21 protein-coding genes and 1 tRNA gene are annotated in these 17,195 nt (G+C 73.1%); 13 read left to right on the top strand and 9 right to left on the bottom strand.

Going from position 1 to position 17,195, the window contains the following annotated elements:
• Window positions 1-130: 130 nt before the first annotated feature.
• Window positions 131-203: transfer RNA gene (locus tag JQC91_RS15540), tRNA-Thr, on the bottom strand.
• A 135-nt stretch (window positions 204-338) separates the two neighbouring features.
• Here JQC91_RS15540 and JQC91_RS15535 point away from each other — a divergent pair.
• Entirely contained in the window at window positions 339-1,199 is an 861-nt protein-coding gene (locus JQC91_RS15535) for a hypothetical protein (RefSeq protein ID WP_203288213.1), read from the top strand.
• 40 nt (window positions 1,200-1,239) lie between these two features.
• On the opposite strand, the gene JQC91_RS15530 is transcribed toward JQC91_RS15535, so the two are convergent.
• Entirely contained in the window at window positions 1,240-2,379 is a 1,140-nt protein-coding gene (locus tag JQC91_RS15530; protein WP_203288212.1) for a hypothetical protein, read from the bottom strand.
• 168 nt (window positions 2,380-2,547) lie between these two features.
• Here JQC91_RS15530 and JQC91_RS15525 point away from each other — a divergent pair, with 168 nt between their 5' ends.
• Both JQC91_RS15525 and JQC91_RS15520 read left to right on the top strand, forming a co-directional pair.
• The gene (locus tag JQC91_RS15525; protein ID WP_203288211.1) at window positions 2,548-3,678 is read left to right on the top strand and encodes an aromatic ring-hydroxylating dioxygenase subunit alpha; all 1,131 of its coding nucleotides are present in this window, start codon (window positions 2,548-2,550) and stop codon (window positions 3,676-3,678) included.
• A complete protein-coding gene (locus JQC91_RS15520; protein WP_203288210.1) occupies window positions 3,675-3,872 on the top strand; it encodes a hypothetical protein in 198 nt (65 codons plus the stop codon). The genes JQC91_RS15525 and JQC91_RS15520 overlap by 4 nt, the downstream gene beginning before the upstream one ends.
• A 31-nt stretch (window positions 3,873-3,903) precedes the next feature.
• On the opposite strand, the gene JQC91_RS15515 is transcribed toward JQC91_RS15520, so the two are convergent.
• On the bottom strand, window positions 3,904-4,218 hold the full coding sequence (locus tag JQC91_RS15515) for a GCN5-related N-acetyltransferase (protein ID WP_203288209.1): 315 nt from the start codon (window positions 4,216-4,218) through the stop codon (window positions 3,904-3,906).
• A gap of 18 nt (window positions 4,219-4,236) precedes the next feature.
• A complete protein-coding gene (locus JQC91_RS15510; protein WP_203288208.1) occupies window positions 4,237-4,671 on the bottom strand; it encodes a CBS domain-containing protein in 435 nt (144 codons plus the stop codon).
• A gap of 139 nt (window positions 4,672-4,810) precedes the next feature.
• Between JQC91_RS15510 and JQC91_RS15505 the strand changes: the two genes are divergently transcribed.
• Window positions 4,811-6,307, top strand: a complete 1,497-nt coding sequence (locus tag JQC91_RS15505; RefSeq protein WP_203288206.1) for a CoA-acylating methylmalonate-semialdehyde dehydrogenase — start codon at window positions 4,811-4,813, stop codon at window positions 6,305-6,307.
• 1 nt (window position 6,308) lies between these two features.
• On the opposite strand, the gene JQC91_RS15500 is transcribed toward JQC91_RS15505, so the two are convergent.
• A complete protein-coding gene (locus tag JQC91_RS15500; protein WP_203288204.1) occupies window positions 6,309-6,785 on the bottom strand; it encodes a DUF805 domain-containing protein in 477 nt (158 codons plus the stop codon).
• Window positions 6,786-6,964: 179 nt separating this feature from the next.
• Between JQC91_RS15500 and JQC91_RS15495 the strand changes: the two genes are divergently transcribed.
• Window positions 6,965-7,558, top strand: a complete 594-nt coding sequence (locus JQC91_RS15495) for a L,D-transpeptidase (RefSeq protein ID WP_203288202.1) — start codon at window positions 6,965-6,967, stop codon at window positions 7,556-7,558.
• Here JQC91_RS15495 and JQC91_RS15490 read toward each other — a convergent pair.
• Window positions 7,551-8,189 carry a shikimate kinase gene (locus JQC91_RS15490; protein ID WP_203288200.1) on the bottom strand — a complete coding sequence of 213 codons (639 nt, stop codon included), beginning with the start codon at window positions 8,187-8,189 and terminating at the stop codon, window positions 7,551-7,553. The two genes, JQC91_RS15495 and JQC91_RS15490, sit on opposite strands and share 8 nt — an antisense overlap.
• A 104-nt stretch (window positions 8,190-8,293) precedes the next feature.
• On the opposite strand from JQC91_RS15490, the gene JQC91_RS15485 reads away from it, so the two are divergent.
• The 4 genes from JQC91_RS15485 to mmsB are packed head-to-tail and all read left to right on the top strand — an operon-like array spanning window position 8,294 to window position 11,667.
• Window positions 8,294-9,430, top strand: coding sequence for an acyl-CoA dehydrogenase family protein (locus tag JQC91_RS15485; protein WP_203288198.1), 1,137 nt, complete (start codon window positions 8,294-8,296; stop codon window positions 9,428-9,430).
• Window positions 9,427-9,774, top strand: a complete 348-nt coding sequence (locus JQC91_RS15480) for a hypothetical protein (RefSeq protein WP_203288196.1) — start codon at window positions 9,427-9,429, stop codon at window positions 9,772-9,774. The genes JQC91_RS15485 and JQC91_RS15480 overlap by 4 nt, the downstream gene beginning before the upstream one ends.
• The gene (locus tag JQC91_RS15475) at window positions 9,767-10,807 is read left to right on the top strand and encodes an enoyl-CoA hydratase/isomerase family protein (RefSeq protein WP_203288194.1); all 1,041 of its coding nucleotides are present in this window, start codon (window positions 9,767-9,769) and stop codon (window positions 10,805-10,807) included. The genes JQC91_RS15480 and JQC91_RS15475 overlap by 8 nt, the downstream gene beginning before the upstream one ends.
• Window positions 10,804-11,667: a 3-hydroxyisobutyrate dehydrogenase gene (gene mmsB, locus JQC91_RS15470; protein ID WP_203288192.1), complete on the top strand. Its 864-nt coding sequence runs from the start codon at window positions 10,804-10,806 to the stop codon at window positions 11,665-11,667. The genes JQC91_RS15475 and mmsB overlap by 4 nt, the downstream gene beginning before the upstream one ends.
• Here the strand turns inward: mmsB and JQC91_RS15465 are convergent.
• On the bottom strand, window positions 11,664-12,215 hold the full coding sequence (locus tag JQC91_RS15465) for a DUF177 domain-containing protein (protein ID WP_203288190.1): 552 nt from the start codon (window positions 12,213-12,215) through the stop codon (window positions 11,664-11,666). The genes mmsB and JQC91_RS15465 overlap by 4 nt on opposite strands.
• A 144-nt stretch (window positions 12,216-12,359) precedes the next feature.
• Between JQC91_RS15465 and JQC91_RS15460 the strand changes: the two genes are divergently transcribed.
• Together JQC91_RS15460 and JQC91_RS15455 are read left to right on the top strand one after the other, a co-directional pair.
• Window positions 12,360-12,827 (top strand): outer membrane protein assembly factor BamE, encoded by a 468-nt coding sequence (locus tag JQC91_RS15460; protein WP_203288188.1) that lies wholly within the window; start codon window positions 12,360-12,362, stop codon window positions 12,825-12,827.
• Window positions 12,828-12,936: 109 nt separating this feature from the next.
• A complete protein-coding gene (locus tag JQC91_RS15455) occupies window positions 12,937-14,169 on the top strand; it encodes a bifunctional alpha/beta hydrolase/OsmC family protein (RefSeq protein WP_203288186.1) in 1,233 nt (410 codons plus the stop codon).
• 1 nt (window position 14,170) lies between these two features.
• On the opposite strand, the gene JQC91_RS15450 is transcribed toward JQC91_RS15455, so the two are convergent.
• Both JQC91_RS15450 and JQC91_RS15445 read right to left on the bottom strand, forming a co-directional pair.
• Complete coding sequence (locus tag JQC91_RS15450; RefSeq protein ID WP_203288184.1) at window positions 14,171-14,572, bottom strand: DUF6314 family protein; 402 nt, start codon at window positions 14,570-14,572, stop codon at window positions 14,171-14,173.
• On the bottom strand, window positions 14,569-14,883 hold the full coding sequence (locus tag JQC91_RS15445; RefSeq protein ID WP_203288182.1) for a hypothetical protein: 315 nt from the start codon (window positions 14,881-14,883) through the stop codon (window positions 14,569-14,571). Before JQC91_RS15445 ends, JQC91_RS15450 begins: the two co-directional genes overlap by 4 nt.
• Before the next feature lie 86 nt (window positions 14,884-14,969).
• On the opposite strand from JQC91_RS15445, the gene purB reads away from it, so the two are divergent.
• Together purB and JQC91_RS15435 are read left to right on the top strand one after the other, a co-directional pair.
• On the top strand, window positions 14,970-16,277 hold the full coding sequence (gene purB / locus JQC91_RS15440) for an adenylosuccinate lyase (protein WP_203288180.1): 1,308 nt from the start codon (window positions 14,970-14,972) through the stop codon (window positions 16,275-16,277).
• The gene (locus JQC91_RS15435) at window positions 16,274-17,137 is read left to right on the top strand and encodes an endonuclease/exonuclease/phosphatase family protein (RefSeq protein ID WP_203288178.1); all 864 of its coding nucleotides are present in this window, start codon (window positions 16,274-16,276) and stop codon (window positions 17,135-17,137) included. Before purB ends, JQC91_RS15435 begins: the two co-directional genes overlap by 4 nt.
• Window positions 17,138-17,195: the final 58 nt, after the last annotated feature.

Below are 17,195 nucleotides of genomic sequence, written 5' to 3'. Positions count from 1 at the left end.
CGAGCCGCCGAAGGGTTAAGAAGGCATCAACGCGCGTATGAACGTACGTATGCACGATGTATGTACGGGATATGCACGGGGGGTGTACGGGGGATGCACGCCCTTTCGCGCGGTCCGGCCGGGTACGCGGTGCCGACGGAGGGACTCGAACCCCCGACCCCCTGATTACAAATCAGACGCTCTACCAGCTGAGCTACGTCGGCCCGGCCCAGCCCCTAGCGCGCTGGGCGCCACCCGTCCATCCTGCCCCATCCGCGCCCCAAAGCGGCCCCGACGCGGCCCCTTCGCGCGACGATACCGGCCCGCGACCGACAACCGTCCCCCCGGAGAGACCCCGCATGGAGATCGCGATCCATCTCGGCGCGCATTGCACCGACGGCGACCGCCTTCTGCGGACCTTGGGCGACAACCGCCCCGCGCTGCTCGAACGCGGGGTGGCCGTCCCCCTGCCCGGCCGCGCGCGCCCGGCGATCCGCAAGGGCATCCAGGCGATGGAGGGCGGCGACCTCGAGGCGGTGCAGGCGGACCTGTTCGACACGTTGCTCGGCGACGCGGACGCGGACCGCATCGTGCTGTCCTACGAGGGCTTCCTCGGGGCCTACGCCCGGGTGCTCCACGGCGGGCGCCTCTATGCCGAGGCCGGGATGCGGGCGGGCCTGCTGCAGCGGCTCTTCGCAGGCCACGAGGTGACGTTCCACATGGGCATCCGCAACCCGGCGACATGGGTCCCAGCGGTCTACGAGGCCTCCACGATGGAGGACTTCGCCGCCTTCGCCGCCGAGGCCGCGCCCGACGCGATGCGCTGGATCCCGCCGCTCTCGGACATCGCGGCCACCGGCGCGCCGCTCACCGTGTGGTGCAACGAGGACCTGCCCCTCGTCTGGCCCGAGGTGCTGCACGGCGTGGCGGGCAGCGAGGCGGCCCTGCGCGGCGAGGACGCCATCCTGCGCGAGATCATGGACGCGGCCGGCTTCGCCCGGCTGCAGGGATACATGCGCGACAACCCGCCCCCGTCGGCGGCGCACTGGCGGCGCGTGGCGACGGCCTTCCTCGCGAAGTACGCCCGCGAGGAGGAGACGATCGAGGAGATCGACCAGCCCGGCTGGACCGAGGAGATCGTGGCGCGCCTCACGGCCGCCTACGAGGCGGAACTGCCCGAGGTCGAGGCGATCCAAGGGGTGCGGTTCCTGCAGCCCTGACGCGCGCCCTCCCCGGCCGGCGGCGGGGGGCCCGTCCCCCTCAGGCGAGCGGCGCGTCGTCCCACGTGGTGATCCGCTCGACGACCGCGCCGGTGGCGTCGTGGATCAGCACGCGCTCGGCCCAGTCGCGCTCGTCGGCGTGGTCGATCCGCACCGTCCGCGCGAGGAGGCCGTCCTCGTAGAACCGCTGCACCTCGTAGCCGCTGTCGGTCACGCGCGACGTCTCGACCAAGCGGTCCGCCGCGTCGCGCAGCGTCACCACCTCCGCGAAGGCGAACTCGTCCGCGGCGTCGGTCCGCGCGACCCGCTCGAGGACGCGACCGCCCGCGTCGACCTCGCGCGACCGCTCCTCCACGATCCCGTTGTCGCGCACGATCCGGCGCAGGACCTCCTCACCATCGGCGTAGTCGATCTCGATCCGGTCCCACGAGCGGATGTCGTCGCCGTCATGGACCAGCCGCTGGGTCAGCCCGCCCTCGTCGTGGATCCAGGTCCTCTCGATCCCGTCGTCGCCCTCGCGCGCGCGTATCCGGAGCGAGCCGTCGCCCGCACGCTCGACGTAGACGCTCGCCCACGGCATCAGGTCGCCGTAGTCGTTAGTGAACTCGGCGAACGCCCCGTCCGACCTCGTCTGCCGCCCGGTGTAGAAGAGATCGTCCGAGAGCTCGTAGCGGAGCCGCTCGGACCCGTCCGCCCCGTATTCCACGCTGCGCTCGATCCAGTCCTCGGCTCCGGTGACGTCGGCCTCGCGGTACGTGCCGAGGACGCCGTTCCAATCGTAGCCCTCGACGTACACCCGGCCGTCGTCGGCATGGACCTCGACGCGGTGGAGGGTCCCGTCGGCGAGGAAGTGCTCGATCCGACGATCCCAGTCCTCCGTCCCCGCGGCATCGAGGACCTCTACGCTCGACGCGACGGGGTCGAGCGGCGTCCGGGTGACGGTCGTCCCGTCGGGCCAAGCGGTGAGCGTCGACAGTTCGATCCCGGTCGTCCCGTCGTAGGTCGTCGTAGACGTGCCCTCGAGCCAGCTCGGACCGTCCGCCGTCCCGGCACCCAGCCCGACCTGCGTCGTCGATGCGGGGACGAGGAAGGTGCTCGTCCGTTCGACGACGATGCCGCCCTCCAGCGTCAGCAGCGTGGTGAATTTCCCCGTCCGCCACGTGATCTCGATCCGCTCCATTTCCGCTCCGCCTTCCAAGCCCGGACGGGACCGTCGCCGCGGATCGGGGCGCGAATGCGGCGGGCGCGGCGAAACGGTCCGTCCACGACGCATGTCATGTCGCGTCCGCGCGCGACCGCGCGGACGCGGCCCCTACGCTCTCGGGGACGTTGCGGAGGGGAGGACGCGATGAAGGACCTGCACCCGCTGGCCGGGGTTCGCCGACCGCTGGGCGAGGCGACGGGCCTGCCCAACGCCCACTACGTCGATCCCGAGGTCCACGCCGACGAGGCGCGCGCCGTGCTCCTCGGGACGTGGGCGGGCCTCGCCGTCGCCGCGCAGGTGCCCGAGCCGGGCGACGCCGTGCCGGTGACGCTCGCCGGCGTCCCGCTGCTGCTCCTGCGCGACCGCGACGGGCAGGTCCGCGTCTTCCAGAACGTCTGCCGCCACCGGGGCATGATCCTCGTGGCCGCCCCGCGCCGCATCGAGGGCGCGATCCGCTGCCCCTACCACTCGTGGTGCTACTCGACGAAGGGCCGCCTCGTGGCCACGCCCCACGTGGGCGGTCCGGGCCGCAACGTGGACGAGCGCCTCGACCGCTCGGACCTGAACCTCGCCGAGGTCCGGTCCCACGTCTGGCGCGACGTGGTCTTCGTCAACGTCGACGGCACCGCCCCCCCGTTCGCGCAGGCGCAGGCCGCCCTGATCGAGCGGTGGGCCGAGTTCGAGGAGGACCGCGCGGGCGCGCTGCACCACGACGGACGCAGCTTCACGCTGGAGGTGGCGGGCAACTGGAAGCTCGCGGTCGAGAACTACTGCGAATCCTATCACCTGCCTTGGGTCCATCCGGGGCTCAACAGCTACTCCCGGCTCGAGGACCACTACCACATCGAGCATGGCGACCATTCGGGCCAAGGCACGCGCGTCTACCGGCAGCTGGAGGTGGACGGCGCGCGCTTCCCCGACTTCGCGGGCCTATCGGACAAGTGGGACACCGCCGCCGAGTACGTGGCCGTCTATCCCAACGTCCTGATGGGGGTGCACCGCGACCACGCCTACGCGATCCTGCTGATGCCGGACGGGCACGACCGCACCCTGGAGCACGTGCACGTCTACTACCCCGCCCCCGTCGCCGACGCCACCCTCGCAGACCGCAACGCCGCGCTGTGGAAGGGCGTGTTCGAGGAGGACGTGTTCGTGGTCGAGGGCATGCAGGCGGGGCGTCACGCGCCGGGCTTCGACGGGGGCCGGTTCTCGCCCGCGATGGACGGGCCGACCCATGCCTTCCACGACTGGATCGCGCGCCGGATGGGGGCGTGAGCCTCCACGACGACCTGCGCGCCGCCCACGCGGCGGGGCGCGGGCTGGTGCCGCTCTATCTGCGCGCCGCCGAGCGGGCCGACGGCGACGCGGCGGCGTTCTTCCTCACCCATGCATGGGTGCATGCGCTGGAGGCGGGGGACGCGGCGGCCCCGGCCTTGGAGGCGCGGTTGCGCGCGCTGGGCCGGGCCTAGCCGCCCGCGCCCGAACGCCGCGCGGGCCGGATCACCGGCGCGCCGCGGCGGGGCCGCGCTTGCCGCGCCCGTCGAGGCTCGCGCGGTTGAGCGCGTGCAGGTCCGCCTCCCCCGCGAGCGCCGCCTCTCCCGCCGCGATGGCCGCCCGCAGGACGCCATCGGGCGCGTGGCGGTAGGCGGGGCGCCGCGGGATCGCGTCGTACCACGGGCCGCCAGTCGCATGGTCCAGCAGGATGCGCTGGAAGCAGTGGTCGAAGCGGACGGGCCAGCCGCGCGCGCCCGCCGCGGCGGGCATCTCGCGGCGGGTCAGGTCCAGCCAGCGGGCCTCGAGGTCGGCGCGGTCCATGCCGCGCCACCTAGGCGGTCAGTGCCCGGCGACCATGGCCGTGAGCGCGTCCTTCTCCATCGACACCTCCGACAGCCGCGCCTTGACCATGTCCCCCAGCGACACGAGGCCCACCAGCGCGCCGCCCTCGACCACGGGCATGTGCCGGAACCGCCCTTCCGTCATGCGGCCCAGCACGCTCTCGGCGGTGTCGTCGCAGGCGGTCACCTCCACCTTCGCGGTCATCAGGTCGCCGACCCGGCTGGCCAGCGCGCCCGGCCCCTCGGCCCCCAAGGCGCGCACCACGTCGCGCTCCGACAGGATGCCCGCGACGGACCGCCCGTCGGGGCTGGCCACCAGCGCGCCGATCCCCCGCGCCGCGAGTTCCGCGACCGCGTCGGATACGGACGCCTCCGGCGAGATGGTGAGCACGCCCTGCACGGGCTTGGAGTTAAGGATATCGCGTACGAACATGGGGCCTCCGCTTCCGTTGTCGCCCGCCCTCCCCGGCAGTCGACGCCTTCCGGGACCTCCAAGTCAACCTCCGCGCGCCGGAACCCGCTTTCCCCCTGTCCGCGCCTCGGCTAGCCGGTGGGCAAAGGGAGGACACGCCATGGACCGCATCGGACACCACATCGACGGGGCCGCCACCGCCGGATCGGGGCGCGAGGCGGACGTCTTCAACCCCGCCACGGGCGAGGTGCAGGCCACGGTCGCGCTGGCCTCCAAGGCGGAGGTGGACCGCGCGGTGGAGATCGCCGCCGCCGCCCAGCCCGCATGGGCCGCCACCAACCCCCAGCGCCGCGCCCGCGTCCTGATGCGGTTCGTGGACCTCCTGAACCGCGACATGGACAAGCTGGCCGAGGCGCTGTCGCGCGAGCACGGCAAGACCCTGCCCGACGCGGCGGGCGACGTGCAGCGGGGCCTCGAGGTGGTCGAGTTCTGCATCGGCGCGCCCCACCACCTGAAGGGCGAGTTCACCGACAGCGCGGGTCCGGGAATCGACATGTACTCCATGCGCCAGCCCCTCGGCGTGACCTGCGGGATCACCCCGTTCAACTTCCCCGCGATGATCCCGATGTGGATGTTCGCCCCCGCCGTCGCCTGCGGCAACGCCTTCATCCTCAAGCCCTCCGAGCGCGACCCCTCGGTCCCGATGATGCTCGCCGCGCTGATGGAGGAGGCCGGGCTGCCCAAGGGCATCCTGCAGGTCGTCAACGGCGACAAGGAGGCGGTGGACGCGCTGCTCGACAACCCGACCGTGCAGTCCGTGGGCTTCGTCGGCTCGACCCCGATCGCGGCCTACATCTACGAGCGGGCGGCGGCGACGGGCAAGCGGGCGCAATGCTTCGGCGGCGCCAAGAACCACATGATCGTGATGCCCGACGCCGACATGGACCAAGCCGCCGACGCGCTGGTGGGCGCGGGCTACGGCGCCGCCGGCGAGCGGTGCATGGCGATCTCGGTCGCGGTGCCGGTGGGCGACGAGACGGCGGACCGGCTGATCGCGAAGCTGGCGCCGCGCGTCGAGGCGCTGAAGGTCGGTCCCTACTCGTCGGGCGACGACGTGGACTTCGGCCCCGTCGTGACGAAGGCGGCGAAGGAGAACATCCTCGCGCTGATCCAGTCCGGCAAGGACGCGGGCGCGGAGGCCGTCGTGGACGGATCGCGGATGTCCGTGCAGGGCTACGAGGACGGCTTCTTCGTCGGCCCCGTCCTGTTCGACCGGGTGACGCCGGACATGGACATCTACCGCAAGGAGATCTTCGGCCCCGTGCTCTCGACGGTGCGGGCGCAGTCCTACGAGGAGGCGCTCGCGCTGGCCACGGACCACGAGTACGGCAACGGCACCGCGATCTTCACCCGCGACGGGGACGCGGCGCGCGACTTCGCCAAGCGCGTGGACGTGGGCATGGTGGGGGTGAACGTGCCGATTCCGGTGCCGCTCGCCTACCACACGTTCGGCGGCTGGAAGAAGTCGATGTTCGGCGACCTCAACCAGCACGGGCCCGACGCCTTCCGCTTCTACACGCGCACCAAGACCGTCACGGCGCGCTGGCCCTCGGGCATCAAGGAGGGCGGCGAGTTCTCCATCCCCGTGATGGAGTGACCTAGGCCCGCGACATGCGGGCGTGGCGGAGGGCCCTGAGATCCTCCGCCGACGGTCCCGTGCGCGGGGCGAGGCCAGGCGACGGCGCCTCGGCGGTCCGCGCGCGCGCGTCGGCGGACGGCGGGCGCGCGCTCGGGAGCATGCAGATGACGGCGAGGGCCATGGAGCCGACGAGCGGCGGGAAGAACCAGAGCGCGATCCACCCACGGCTGAACCCCGCGTCGCTCAGCCGCCGGAACGTCGCCATGAAGGCCGCCAGCGTGACCCAGCCGAAGCCGAGGAACGCCCCGGCCACCGCCGCGTCCTCCGGGCCGTAGGGCGCCGCCACCTCCCCCAGCTTCACGACGGACGCCAAGGCCACGCAGGCGGCGATCCAGTGATGGAGGACGAGCCACCAGAACTCCGACCGGGTCGCCGTGCCCTCCATCGTCAAGGAGTGGCGCAAGCCCTGCGTAAGGGCGCGGATCGGTCCGGCCATCGGTCCCTCCATGGTGTTCTCGCGGGCCACCCCACCTGGTGATTGCGACCTGCAAGGGGTTCCGCGGGGGCAAATTCCCGGCAGCGGGGCGGCGCGGATACGCCGATGTGATCGGCGGCCCCCTCCCCCTCGGCGAACGGCTTTGCTACGCGTCGCCCGTCGTAGCGAAGAGCAGGTCCATGACGAAGATCAACCGACGCACCCTCACCACCGGCCTCGCCGTCGCGCTGGCCGCGCCCGCCGTGGCCCGCGCGCAGACCACCGAGGGCGTGCCCCCGGCGGGCTACGTGCCCCAAGGCGGCGAGACGCGGCGCAACACCTCCTCGTTCCAGACGATGGACTGGCGCGACCACTTCTCGACGCTGGGCGTGGCGACCATCGTCGCGGACACGACCTCGCGCGCGCTGCACTTCTGGTCCGGGGACGGCGCGACCTACCGTCTCTACCCGACCTCCGTTCCCATGACGGACGAACTGACGCGCCGCGGCTACTCCGAGATCGTCCGCAAGGCCGTCGCCCCCTCGTGGACGCCGACGGCCTCCATGCGCGAGCGCGACCCCTCGCTGCCGCAGCGCGTCGAGGGCGGCGATCCCGGCAACCCGCTGGGCACGCACGCCATGTATCTCGACTGGCCCGCCTACCTGATCCACGGCACGCACGACACGCGCAAGATCGGGCGGCGCTCGTCCTCGGGCTGCATCGGCCTCTACAACGAGAAGATCGCGGAGCTCTTCGCCCTGACCCCCGTGGGGACGCAGGTCCGGCTCATCTGAGCGGGCCGAACAGGAGCGCGGCGGCCCGCCGCTCCAGCGCGGGCAGCGTCGTGCCGCGCCCGACCCTCAGCCGCGGGAGGCGCAGCGCCGCCGTCTCGGCGGCGATCCTGTCCGTGAAGAGCGCGTCGCGCGCCAAGAGGCCGCGCAGCGCGCGCACCGGATCGGAGGTGCGGGCCGGGATGTCCCACGTGGTCCCGCGCGCGTCGAACGCCCGGCGCCGCGCCGCCGGGGTCGGCAGCAGCCACACCTCGCGCCCGCCCGCCCCGAGCAGGGGCGCCACGCGGTCCGGCAGCAGGCGGAAGCCCTCGGCCACGATCGGGCGGTCCCGCGGCATCGCGCGCAGGTCCTCGACGATCAGGTCGAAGCCCTCGCCGACGAACCAGTGGAACGTGGCGGCCATCTCCTCCGGCGTCGATCCGAGCCACCGCGCGTCCATGTCCGCGCGCCGGAAGGCCGCGAGGCGCGGGCAGCGGTCGGTCGGACACCGCCTCGCGTGGTCCGCCATCGCGGCGTCCGTGTCGTAGAGGCGGGCGCCGAACCGCTCGGCCAGCCGCCGCGCCACAGTCGTCTTGCCCGCGCCGCTGCCCCCGCCGATCCAGCGGACGTGCGACAGGAGGGCGGCGTCGGTCATGCCCGACCGTGCCCCCGCCCGCCGCGGCGGTCCATGCCCCGCGGTTCGCGACCGCTGGACAGCGGTCCGCCGCGCACGGATAACCGCGCCGGGAGGAGCCGCCGATGGACTTCGCGCTGTTCGAGGAGAGCCAAGCCGTGTTCGACATGGCCCATGCCGTGGGCCAAGCCGAGATCGCGCCCCACGCCCGGACGTGGGAGGCGGAGGGGACCATCCCCCGCGATCTCTGGCCCAAGCTGGCCGAGCTGGGCTTCGCCGGCCTCTACGTCTCGGAGGAGAGCGGCGGCACGGGGCTCACGCGGCTCGACGCGACGCTGGTGTTTGAGGCGCTGTCGATGGCCTGCCCCTCGGTCGCGGCCTTCCTGTCGATCCACAACATGGTCGCGCGGATGATCGACGCCTACGGCTCGGACGAGCTGAAGGACCGCCTGCTGCCCGGCGCGATGACGATGGAGACGGTGCTCGCCTACTGCCTGACCGAGCCGGGGTCGGGCTCGGACGCGGCCGCGCTGAAGACGAGGGCCGAGCGGACGAACGAGGGCTGGAGCCTCACGGGGACCAAGGCGTTCATCTCCGGCGGCGGCTATGCGGACGCCTACGTCGTGATGTGCCGCACCGGGGACGCGGGGCCGAAGGGCATCAGCGCGATCGTGCTGGAGGACGGGACCGAGGGCCTGTCCTACGGGGGGCTGGAGGACAAGATGGGCTGGCGCTCGCAGCCGACGCGGCAGGTCCAGATGGACGCCGCCCGCGCCCCCGCCGCCAACCTGCTGGGCGAGGAGGGCCGCGGCTTCGCCTACGCGATGGCGGGGCTCGACGGCGGGCGCCTCAACATCGCGGCCTGCTCCTTGGGCGGCGCGCAGGCCGCGCTCGACGCGACGCTGGCCTACGTCCGCGAGCGGCAGGCCTTCGGCAAGCCCTTGGCCGACTTCCAGAACACCCAGTTCCGCCTCGCCGAATGCGAGATGAAGCTCCAGTCCGCCCGCACCTTCCTGCGGCAGGCGGCATGGAAGCTGGACCACGGCGCGCCCGACGCGGGCCGCTTCTGCGCGATGGCCAAGGCCGTCGTGACCGAGGCCGGGGGCGAGGTCGTGGACCAGTGCCTGCAGCTCCACGGCGGCTACGGCTACCTCGCCGACTACGGCATCGAGAAGCTGAGCCGCGACCTGCGCGTCCACCGCATCCTCGAGGGGACGAACGAGATCATGCGGATGATCGTGGCGCGGGGGCTGCTCGGGTGATCCCGCCGTTCGAGCCGCCGCTCGCGCTTCGGAAGATAGCCTTGCGTCAGGAGGTGGCCGCCTTGCGCCCGCCGAACGGGATGACCTCGATTGGTAGGACATCGAGGCTTCTCATGATCTTTCTCCTACCCGCGGTTGGTTTGGTCCTTGGCGTGATCCTTACATCCCTCCTCGTCTCCCCGACGTCCGGGACGATCTTGGGAGTGGCACTCGCCGCACCAGTTGGATGGTACTGGATCATCGTATCGGGGTGGCTGCGAGAAACGATGAATGCCAACGACGCCATCACGCAGTATGCTCTACTGGAGCGCCGCGAGGCGGAGCTTTCGTCCTACGATGCCTGACATCCACATCCGCACCGAGGGCCGCGCCGGGCGCATCACGCTGGACCGCCCGGACACGCTCAACGCGCTGACGTGGGAGATGTGCCTCGCCGTCGAGCGTGCGCTCGACGCATGGCGCGACGACGACGCGGTGGCGCTAGTCCTCGTCGACGGGGCGCCGGGCCGGGCGTTCTGCGCGGGGGGCGACATCGTCGACATGCATGCTGCGGCGCAGCGAGGCGACTGGGAGTACGGCGCGCGGTTCTGGGCGGACGAGTACCGCATGAACGCCAAGATGTTCCGCTTCCCCAAGCCCGTCGTCACCTTCCTCCACGGCTTCACGATGGGCGGGGGCGTCGGCGTGGGCTGCCACGCCTCGCACCGGATCGTGCGCGACGACAGCCGCGTGGCGATGCCGGAATGCGCGATCGGGCTGGTGCCGGACGTGGGCGGGTCGCTGATCCTCGCGCGGGCGCCGGGGCGGCTGGGGGAGTTCCTCGGGACGACGGGCCACCGCATGGGGCCGGGCGACGCGATCCATGCCGGGTTCGCGGACTACTACGTGCCGGAGGGGTGGGACGACCTGACCGCGCGCCTCTGCGAGACGGGGGATCCCGGCGAGGTGGACCGGGTGGCGAGCGCGCCCCCCGGCGGCGACCTGGCGGGCTGGCAGGACGAGATCGACGCGCTCTTCGGGGGCGAGACCTTGGGCGACATCGCCCGGCTCCTGAAGGACGCGGACGGCCCGGCGGCGGAGGCGGCCAAGGCCGCGTTCGCTCGCAACGCGCCGCTCAGCATGGCCTGCGCGGTGGAGATCCTCCACCGATTGGGCGACGACCCGACGATCGAGGCCGCGCTCGGATACGAGGCGCGGTTCACCTTCCGGGCGCTGGAGCACTCGGACTTCGTGGAGGGCATCCGCGCGCAGGTGATCGACAAGGACCGCTCGCCGAACTGGCGGCATCCGGGGGCGGACGCCGTGCCGATGGCGGACGTCGCGCGGATGCTGCAGCCGCTCGGGGCGCAGGCCCCCAAACTGGAGGAGATGGTATGAAGGTCGGGTTCGTCGGGACGGGCAACATGGGCGGGCCGATGGCGCGCAACCTCGCGCGGGCGGGGCACGAGGTGACCGCCTTCGACACGGCGGCGGCGATGCCCGAGGGCGTGGCGGGGGCGGCGTCGGTCGCGGAGGCGGTCGCGGGGGCGGAGGTGGTCGTCACCATGCTGCCCGACGGCGCGATCCTGCGCGCCGTGGCGGCGGAGGCGATCCCCGCGATGGCGGCGGGCGCGGTGCTGCTCGACTGCTCGACGGTGGACGTGGAGAGCGCGCGCGCCGTGGCGGCGGATGCGCGGGCGGCAGGCCTCGGCGCCGTCGACGCGCCCGTGTCCGGCGGCATCGGCGGGGCGGACGCCGGCACGCTGACCTTCATGGCGGGCGGGTCGGAGGCGGACCTCGCGCGGGTCGCGCCGCTGCTGGACGTGATGGGCGGGCGCACCGTGCACTGCGGCGGGAGCGGCGCCGGGCAGGCGGCCAAGATCTGCAACAACATGGTGCTGGGCGCGACGATGGCCGTGACCTGCGAGGCCTTCGCGCTGGCCGACCGTCTGGGGCTGTCGCGGCAGGCGCTCTTCGACGTGATGTCCACCTCGTCCGGCCAGTCGTGGTCGGTGACGACCTACTGCCCCGCCCCGGGCGTGGGACCGACGGCCCCGTCGGACAACGGCTTCGCGCCGGGATTCGCCGCGGAACTGATGGCCAAGGACCTCGGCCTCGCCAAGCAGGCGGCGGAGGCGGTGGGCGCGCTGACGCCGCTGGGGCTGGCCGCGCTGGCCGAATACGAGGCCTTCGTCGCGGGCGGCGGGCGCGGGCGCGACTTCTCGGCCCTGCTGCCGCGGCTGGCGGGCGAGGACTAGCCGCCGTCCTCCATCTTGGCCTTGAGCGCGGCGAGGCCCGCGAAGGGCTTGACCGCCTCGTCGTCGAGCGGCGCGGCCCCCGGCGGGGCGGCGCGCATCTCGACGGCGTCGGCGCCCGCGGCGCGCGGGAAGGCCGGGACGGCCAGCGCCAGCGCCTCCTCCAGCACGGCCCCGAGGTCGATCACGTCCGCCAGCGGCTCGATGTCCTCCTCGGGCACCTCGACCCCCTCCTCGCCCTCGCCCTCCCCGCGGGACTCCTCGGGCAGGTCGCGGAGGTAGCGGATGGCCACGGGCTCCTCGACGCGGGTCGTCACGGGCTCCAAGGTCACGCCGCAGGGCTGCACCACGGTGGCGCCGAGCCGCGCCGAGAGGGTCCACCCCCCCTCGGACGGCCCCAAGCGCCCCTCCAGCCGGACCTTGCGCAGCGCGTCCACCCCGAGGCGGTCGGCCAAGGCGGCGGCCTGCGGGGCGTCGAGGATCAGCGACACGTCGGTCGCGTCGCCGCGAAGGTCTGCGAGGCGGATCGGATGGCGCAGGGCGTCGGGCATGGCGGGGCTCCGGTGTCGGCGGGTCACAGGCGAACGCGCGGGCCTGCGGCCCGGTTGCCGGGCGGACGGCGCGGCGCTAGTCCATAGGCGGTCCGCGCGCCGGGCCGCAAGACGGCGACCACGCCGCCACGGGAGAGGGACGACATGGGGATCACGACCGGACGCGCGGCCAAGGCGCTCCTCATCGTCGCGGCGCTCGCGGTGGCGGGCTGCGCGGCGCAGTTCCGCAACCACGGCTACATCCCCGAGGAAACGGACCTCCAAGCCCTGATCGTCGGCGTGGACACGCGCGACACGGTCGAGGCGACCGTGGGCAAGCCGACCACGGGCGGGGTGCTGGGCGACGAGTCGTGGTACTACGTCCGGTCCCGCGTCAGGGACTTCGCGTGGCGCGCCCCCGAGACGATCGAGCGGCAGGTGCTCGCCATCTCCTTCTCGGAGGACGGGACCGTCCGGAACATCGAGCGGTTCGGCCTTGAGGAGGGCCGGGTCGTCGCGCTGTCGCGCCGGGTGACGGAGACCTCCATCCGCGACGCGGGCCTCCTCGCGCAGCTGCTGCGGAACTTCGGGCGCATCAACGTCGGCGACGCGCTGGCGGGCGGGGACGGCTGAGCCCCGCGCCTCGCGCCGGATCGAGTCTCGTCACGGGGGCGTGACAACGGCGTCCCGGACGTTGCGCGGGTTTCCGCGCGCTCCCACTAGGGAAGGGAAAGGACGCATCATGCCCACCGAGCGCTTCACCTTCCCCGGCCATGGCGGCCACGACCTCGCCGCCCGGCTCGACCTCCCGACGGGGGAGCGGCGCGCGACCGCGCTGTTCGCGCACTGCTTCACCTGCGGCAAGGACATCGCCGCCGCGCGCCGCATCTCGGCCCGGCTGGCCTCTGAGGGGATCGCGGTGCTGCGCTTCGACTTCACGGGGCTGGGCCACTCCGGGGGCGAGTTCGCGAACACGACCTTCTCGTCCAACGTCGACGACCTCGTGGCCGCCGCGGAACATCTCGCCGCGTCGGGCCATGCCCCGACGCTCCTGATCGGGCACTCGCTCGGAGGCGCCGCCGTGCTGCGGGCGCGGGCGCGGATCCCCTCCGTGAAGGCGGTGGCCACCATCGGGGCCCCGTTCGATCCCGGACACGTCACCCACAACTTCGGCGACGCGCTGGAGGCGATCCGCCGCGACGGGGCGGGCGACGTGATGCTGGGCGGGCGCAAGCTGAAGATCGGGCGCGGCTTCGTGGAGGACGTGGCCGAGTCGAAGCTGGAGGCCGCGATCCGCGACCTCGACGCCGCCCTCCTCGTCCTGCACGCCCCGCGCGACGAGACGGTGGGGCTGGAGAACGCGACGAACATCTTCCTCGCCGCCAAGCACCCGAAATCCTTCGTCACGCTCGACTCGGCGGACCACCTCGTCAGCCGGGCGGACGACGCGGACTACGCGGCGGAGGTGATCGGCGCGTGGGCGGGCCGCTACCTCGACCTTAAGCGCCCCGCGCCCCCGATCGGCGCGCCCGAGGGGGTGACCCGGGTGGCGGAGGCCGATGCCACCGGCTTCGCGCAGGACGTGACCACGGGGGCCAAGCACCATCTCAAGGCCGACGAGCCGGCCGCCTATGGCGGGACGGACACGGGACCGTCGCCCTACCAGCTCCTCGCCGCGGGCCTCGGCGCTTGCACGTCGATGACGATCCGCATGTACGCGCGCCGCAAGAAATGGCCGCTGGAGCATGTCTCCGTCGACGTCACCCACGACCGGATGCACGCGCAGGACGCCGAGAGCGCGTCCGAGCGGATCGACCGCTTCCGCCGTGAGGTGACGCTGGAGGGGCCCTTGGACGAGGCACAGCTCGCGCGGCTGATGGAGATCGCGGACCGCTGCCCGGTGCACCGGACCCTCGAGTCGGGCGCGGTGGTGGAGACGGTGCTCCGCGAGCGCGCGGCCGTCGCGGCGGCGTGAGCTAGAGCCGCAGGTGGCGCGTGAGCGCCGCGTAGTCCTTGCGCGGCCCCGTCACCCGCCAGCGCATCGCGAAGCGGTCCGCGCCCCACTCGTAGGCGATGCGGTAGAGGTCGGGGGGGCAGTCGTGGCGCGCCCAGCCCTCCGCCACCGCATGGAACGGGCGCCCGTCGGCGAAGCGCACGGTCAGCGTCCCGTCCTCGACGGCCCAGACGGTCTCGCGCCGCGCGGGCATCCGCGCCCCGCCCAGCACCATCGTCCCGTCCTCGACGCAGCGGAGCCCCCGGCCCTCCGGCGCCCAGGTCGCGTGCCCCTCGAACCGCGCCCGTGTCCCGTCCGCGTGGCGCACCGCGCGCAGGACGCGCCACCGCCCCGACAGCCACGCGAGACGCGCCGCGGGCGTCACTCGCGGAAGGTCCCCTCGGTGAACCCGCCGCGGTCGTCGACGAAGCGGACGCGGTCCTCCTCGATCTCGACGCGGTAGCAGACCCATCCGTCGGCGGGCGGCCATTCGGAGCAGTACGCGCCGCCCCGCGCGGCCCAGCGGCCCCATGACGGCGCGCCCGCGTGGTAGAGGGTCGCGCCGGACGGGTCGAACCGCTGCCATGCGCCCGCGTCGTAGTCGACCGTCCGGCCGGCCAGCGCCGCCTCGACCTCCGCCACGGGCGTCCACGCGGCGGCGGGCGCGGCGAGCAGGAGGAGGAGGAGCGCGCGCATCGGGGCTTCCTTGCGGATCGGGGACCCCCAGCCTAGGGGGTCCCCGCGCTCCGCGCCAGACGGGGCACCAGACGGAGCCGACCCGCATGATCCCCCGCTACTCCCGCCCCGAGATGGCCGCCCTTTGGACGCCCGAGGCCAAGTTCCGAATCTGGTTCGAGATCGAGGCCCACGCGGGCGACGCGATGGCCGACCTCGGCACGATCCCGCGCGAGAACGCGGACGCCGTGTGGAAGGCGAAGGACGTCGAGTTCGACGTGGCGCGCATCGACGCCATCGAGCGCGAGACCAAGCACGACGTGATCGCCTTCCTGACCCACCTTGCCGAGATCGTGGGCCACGACGAGGCGCGGTTCGTCCACCAGGGGATGACCTCGTCGGACGTGCTCGACACGACGCTCGCGGTGCAGCTGACGCGGGCGGCGGACATCCTGATCGCGGACGTGGAGGCGCTGCTGGAGGCGCTGGAGCGGCGCGCGCGCGAGCACAAGACGACGCCGCGGATCGGCCGCTCCCACGGCATCCACGCCGAGCCGGTGACGATGGGCCTGACCTTCGCGCGCTTCCACGCCGAGTTCCAGCGCGCCCGCCGCCGCCTGACGACCGCCAAGGCCGAGATCGCCACGGGCGCCATCTCCGGCGCGGTCGGCACGTTCGCCAACGTCGATCCGCGCGTCGAGGCGCATGTCTGCGAGAAGATGGGCCTGATGCCCGAGCCGGTCTCGACGCAGGTGATCCCGCGCGACCGCCACGCGGCGTTCTTCGCCGCGCTGGGCCTCGTGGCCAGCAGCATCGAGAACGTCGCCACCGAGATCCGCCACATGCAGCGGACCGAGGTGCTGGAGGCCGAGGAGGCGTTCGGCAAGGGGCAGAAAGGCTCCTCGGCCATGCCCCACAAGCGCAACCCGGTGCTGACCGAGAACCTCACGGGCCTCGCCCGGCTCGTCCGGATGACGGTGATCCCGGCGATGGAGAACGTGGCGCTCTGGCACGAGCGCGACATCTCGCACTCCTCGGTCGAGCGGGCCATCGGGCCGGACGCGACGATCACGCTCGACTTCGCGCTGGCCCGGCTGACCGGCGTGATCGAGGGGCTGGTGATCCACGAGCAGGGGCTGGAGGCGAACCTGAACCGCCTCGGCGGGCTGACCATGTCGCAGCGCGTGCTGCTCGCGCTGACGCAGGCGGGCGTGACGCGCGAGGACGCCTACCGCCTCGTGCAGCGCAACGCGATGAAGGTCTGGGACCACGGCGCCGACTTCCAAGCCGAGCTGAAGGCCGACCCGGAGGTGCGCTCCGCGCTCTCGGAGGAGGAGATCTCGGAGAAGTTCGACCTTGGCTACCACCTCAAGCACGTGGACACGATCTTCGAGCGGGTATTCGGCGCCGCATGATGCGGGGCCTGCTGCGGCTGCTCGGCTGGGGATCTGCGGCGCTGCTGCTGCTGGGATTCGTCGGCCGTTGGTCGCCGGCCGCCGATAGCCTTTCCATCCTGCGCCCCTATGCGGCGCTCGGCTGTGCCGCAGCGTCCGTCCTGATGGCGGGCCGGTCCCGGATCGTGCTGGCGGCCCTCGCGGCGGCGGGCGCGGCGACGATCGTTCTGCCCTTCCTCGGACAGGCCCCCGTGCCGGGACCGACGCTGTACTCCAAGAACCTGCTCGCCGGGAACACGGCGATGGAGGGCGTGGCCGCCGACATCCTCGCCGCCGATCCCGACTTCGTCCTCCTGCAGGAGGTGGGCGACGCGAACCTGCAGATCATCGACCTGCTCGCCGAGCGCTGGTCTCACGCGCATCTCTGCCGCAACTCGGCTTGGTCGGGCGTGGCGGTGCTCTCCAAAGCCCCCTTCGCAGGCGAGACGGCCTGCACCGAGCGGCGCGCCGTCGCCGCCGCCCCGGTGTCGTGGAAGGGGGAGACCGTGTGGATCGCCGCGCTGCATATCCCGTGGCCGTGGCCCAACGATTACGGCGTCCGGACCGAGCCGGAGGCCATAGCCTTCCTCGCCGCCCTGCCCGGCCCCGTGATCGCCGCGGGGGACGTCAACCAGATGCCTTGGTCGCATCGCGCCCGCGCCCTCGCTCGCGCGGCGGACGGCCGCGTCCGCACGACATGGCGCCCGACCTTCTGGCTGAAGCGCACCGTGCCCCTGCCCATCGACATGGTGATGGCCCCGCACGGGGCGGAAGTCCTGCGGCGTCCCAAGCTCGGCTCCGACCATCATGGGCTGCTGGCCCGCGTGGCGTGGCCCGGCTGACACCACCCGCGTCGCGGACGGGATGGACGCGCCCATCGTCGCGGTCCACCCCTGCCCC

The sequence above is a fragment of the Jannaschia sp. Os4 genome (genome assembly GCF_016820245.1).
GTDB lineage: Bacteria > Pseudomonadota > Alphaproteobacteria > Rhodobacterales > Rhodobacteraceae > Jannaschia.
Note: the sequence above shows the minus strand (reverse complement) of the source record. Positions and strands in the feature narration are given on the sequence as shown.

What these genes read in the sequence shown, in the direction of transcription:
- JQC91_RS15535 (WP_203288213.1), top strand. Translation starts at nt 339, where the DNA reads ATGGAGATCGCGATCCATCTCGGCGCGCATTGCACCGACGGCGACCGC.
- JQC91_RS15530 (WP_203288212.1), bottom strand. Translation starts at nt 2,379, where the DNA reads ATGGAGCGGATCGAGATCACGTGGCGGACGGGGAAATTCACCACGCTG.
- JQC91_RS15525 (WP_203288211.1), top strand. Translation starts at nt 2,548, where the DNA reads ATGAAGGACCTGCACCCGCTGGCCGGGGTTCGCCGACCGCTGGGCGAG.
- JQC91_RS15515 (WP_203288209.1), bottom strand. Translation starts at nt 4,218, where the DNA reads ATGGACCGCGCCGACCTCGAGGCCCGCTGGCTGGACCTGACCCGCCGC.
- JQC91_RS15510 (WP_203288208.1), bottom strand. Translation starts at nt 4,671, where the DNA reads ATGTTCGTACGCGATATCCTTAACTCCAAGCCCGTGCAGGGCGTGCTC.
- JQC91_RS15505 (WP_203288206.1), top strand. Translation starts at nt 4,811, where the DNA reads ATGGACCGCATCGGACACCACATCGACGGGGCCGCCACCGCCGGATCG.
- JQC91_RS15500 (WP_203288204.1), bottom strand. Translation starts at nt 6,785, where the DNA reads ATGGCCGGACCGATCCGCGCCCTTACGCAGGGCTTGCGCCACTCCTTG.
- JQC91_RS15495 (WP_203288202.1), top strand. Translation starts at nt 6,965, where the DNA reads ATGACGAAGATCAACCGACGCACCCTCACCACCGGCCTCGCCGTCGCG.
- JQC91_RS15490 (WP_203288200.1), bottom strand. Translation starts at nt 8,189, where the DNA reads ATGACCGACGCCGCCCTCCTGTCGCACGTCCGCTGGATCGGCGGGGGC.
- JQC91_RS15485 (WP_203288198.1), top strand. Translation starts at nt 8,294, where the DNA reads ATGGACTTCGCGCTGTTCGAGGAGAGCCAAGCCGTGTTCGACATGGCC.
- JQC91_RS15475 (WP_203288194.1), top strand. Translation starts at nt 9,767, where the DNA reads ATGCCTGACATCCACATCCGCACCGAGGGCCGCGCCGGGCGCATCACG.
- mmsB (WP_203288192.1), top strand. Translation starts at nt 10,804, where the DNA reads ATGAAGGTCGGGTTCGTCGGGACGGGCAACATGGGCGGGCCGATGGCG.
- JQC91_RS15465 (WP_203288190.1), bottom strand. Translation starts at nt 12,215, where the DNA reads ATGCCCGACGCCCTGCGCCATCCGATCCGCCTCGCAGACCTTCGCGGC.
- JQC91_RS15460 (WP_203288188.1), top strand. Translation starts at nt 12,360, where the DNA reads ATGGGGATCACGACCGGACGCGCGGCCAAGGCGCTCCTCATCGTCGCG.
- JQC91_RS15455 (WP_203288186.1), top strand. Translation starts at nt 12,937, where the DNA reads ATGCCCACCGAGCGCTTCACCTTCCCCGGCCATGGCGGCCACGACCTC.
- JQC91_RS15445 (WP_203288182.1), bottom strand. Translation starts at nt 14,883, where the DNA reads ATGCGCGCGCTCCTCCTCCTCCTGCTCGCCGCGCCCGCCGCCGCGTGG.
- purB (WP_203288180.1), top strand. Translation starts at nt 14,970, where the DNA reads ATGATCCCCCGCTACTCCCGCCCCGAGATGGCCGCCCTTTGGACGCCC.
- JQC91_RS15435 (WP_203288178.1), top strand. Translation starts at nt 16,274, where the DNA reads ATGATGCGGGGCCTGCTGCGGCTGCTCGGCTGGGGATCTGCGGCGCTG.